Source organism: Acinetobacter sp. YH16053, assembly GCF_013417035.1.
Lineage (GTDB): Bacteria > Pseudomonadota > Gammaproteobacteria > Pseudomonadales > Moraxellaceae > Acinetobacter > Acinetobacter towneri.
The window spans coordinates 1-1,792 of record NZ_VPEP01000102.1 but is presented as its reverse complement, the minus strand read 5'-3'; the positions used below and the strand labels follow the sequence as shown (position 1 = coordinate 1,792).

Below are 1,792 nucleotides of genomic sequence, written 5' to 3'. Positions count from 1 at the left end.
ATTAACCGTTATGACTAAATCTGCTGAAAATATCGAAAAGAAAATTGAAGCCCAGTTAGAGAAACTGAAACAGTTAAAAGCACAGAAACAAGCTATCGAAGCAAGAGAACGTACCAAGCAAAAGGAACAGCAACGAAAAGATGATACTCGGCGTAAAATTCTGCTCGGTTCTTATTTGATTAAAAAAATGCAGAATGAAGCCAATAAAGAAAAAATACTCGCTGAACTCAACGAGTATTTAACAGAAGACAGAGATAGAGAGTTATTTAATCTTAAGTGTAATTAGTTTTTATTTTTATACGTTAAAACCATGCTCTACAAGCAAAGGAAAGAACATTTCAAAGTGTCTTTTTTCTGCTAGCATTTCAGCTAAAAGTTGTCCGAATTGTTCATAATTTCCAGTACCAATTAAGTGGCTATACTCACTTTGTACACGCTCATCATAGGCAAGTTTAGATCCAAACTTAAGACGTTGTGAATCAGTCATTCGGTTAAAAAAATCTCCTATATTTTTGTCTTTTTTAACTTCAGTTCTTATTTGCTTTTGCTTAAATTTGAATGAAAAGCCTGTAATTGAGCGCCCTTTTTTGTGTTGCTCATAAGTTGTTACGATGTCTGTATGTTCATTGATTTGTTTGATTGCTGGTTCTAATACACGCTTTTTGAAATCACACATCGCTGTATATTCAGTATTTTCAAGCCCAATTCTATTTCTAAAGTCACTTAACTCAATTTGTGGAACTTTGCCAACTTCGCGCCAAGCAATGATTAACTCATAAAGCCTAATAGCGTATTTACTTGTAAGCTGTGTGACCTGCTTAAGTTGATAACTAGTGAACTGTTGCTCAAGTCTTGTAATCAAAGGCACTACATCTGGTGCAAAAGTGATTTCTAATGTAGCTGAATCATCAATATATTTAATACGGCTTACCCATCTAGACTTAACAGTTCCTACATTTCCCTTTTTATCTTCTTCTTTAAATGAAAATTGACGATCAAACAGGTTTAGAACAGCACTTTTCAGTGCTTTGTAAGCACCATCGTTACTAACATTAAAACGACTAGCGTAATCATTAGCATGTATTTCTAACTTACTATCAGCAGTTATACCGTTACCTGTTTGTCTTGCATTAATGATTGCAAGAAGTATTAAGCGCTGTTCGGTTACTTCTAAATTATAACTAGCGTTCATTAATGCGTTATCTTTCACAACAAGCTCATTCTTCATCTTCAAAGCATATTATTATTCAAAGTAAGGACACTGTATAAAGTTATCATTAAAAGGTCAATATTAATTAAGTCCTTAAATCAAGACTAAATGTCCTTTTATAACCGACTAAATGTCCTTTTATAACCGACTAAATGTCCTTTTATAACCGACTAAATGTCCTTTTATAGGGCTTGAAACCCTTCTGTAGTAAGGGTTTAAGAGTGTCTAAAAGCATTTAAAAGCTTTAAAATATATATAAAAGCATAAGTGAGCATGGAAAACAGCCCTATGCCCTCGCTAAAGCTCGGACGTTTTAACCTCGCTAAAGCTCGGTTGAGGGGCTGTTTTTTTTAAATAGAAGTTGAGGATTTAATAAAAAAAGAAACTAGGCCTTCGCTTCGCTCAGTAATCTTTATGCTCGCTTCGCTCGTTTAGATTCTAATTAATACAGTTCGCACCCTTCGGGATGCTCTGTATCTTTCGTTATGAAGCAAAAGGGAGCTTGTAATCAGGGAAAAGGCAGGGGCAAAATTTTAATGCCAGGTGGTCGCTCGTAGACACTCGCTCGGCTCTTACTGGAAT

The 1,792-nt window shown here is 35.0% G+C and carries 2 protein-coding genes; one reads left to right on the top strand and one right to left on the bottom strand.

What is annotated here, in order from left to right; genetic code table 11:
- Positions 1-10: 10 nt before the first annotated feature.
- Positions 11-286 carry a mobilization protein gene (locus FTV43_RS15285; protein ID WP_179995819.1) on the top strand — a complete coding sequence of 92 codons (276 nt, stop codon included), beginning with the start codon at positions 11-13 and terminating at the stop codon, positions 284-286.
- Between the two features lie 9 nt (positions 287-295).
- Here FTV43_RS15285 and repM read toward each other — a convergent pair whose 3' ends face one another.
- Positions 296-1,228, bottom strand: coding sequence for a replication initiation protein RepM (repM, locus tag FTV43_RS15280; RefSeq protein WP_179995818.1), 933 nt, complete (start codon positions 1,226-1,228; stop codon positions 296-298).
- Positions 1,229-1,792: the final 564 nt, after the last annotated feature.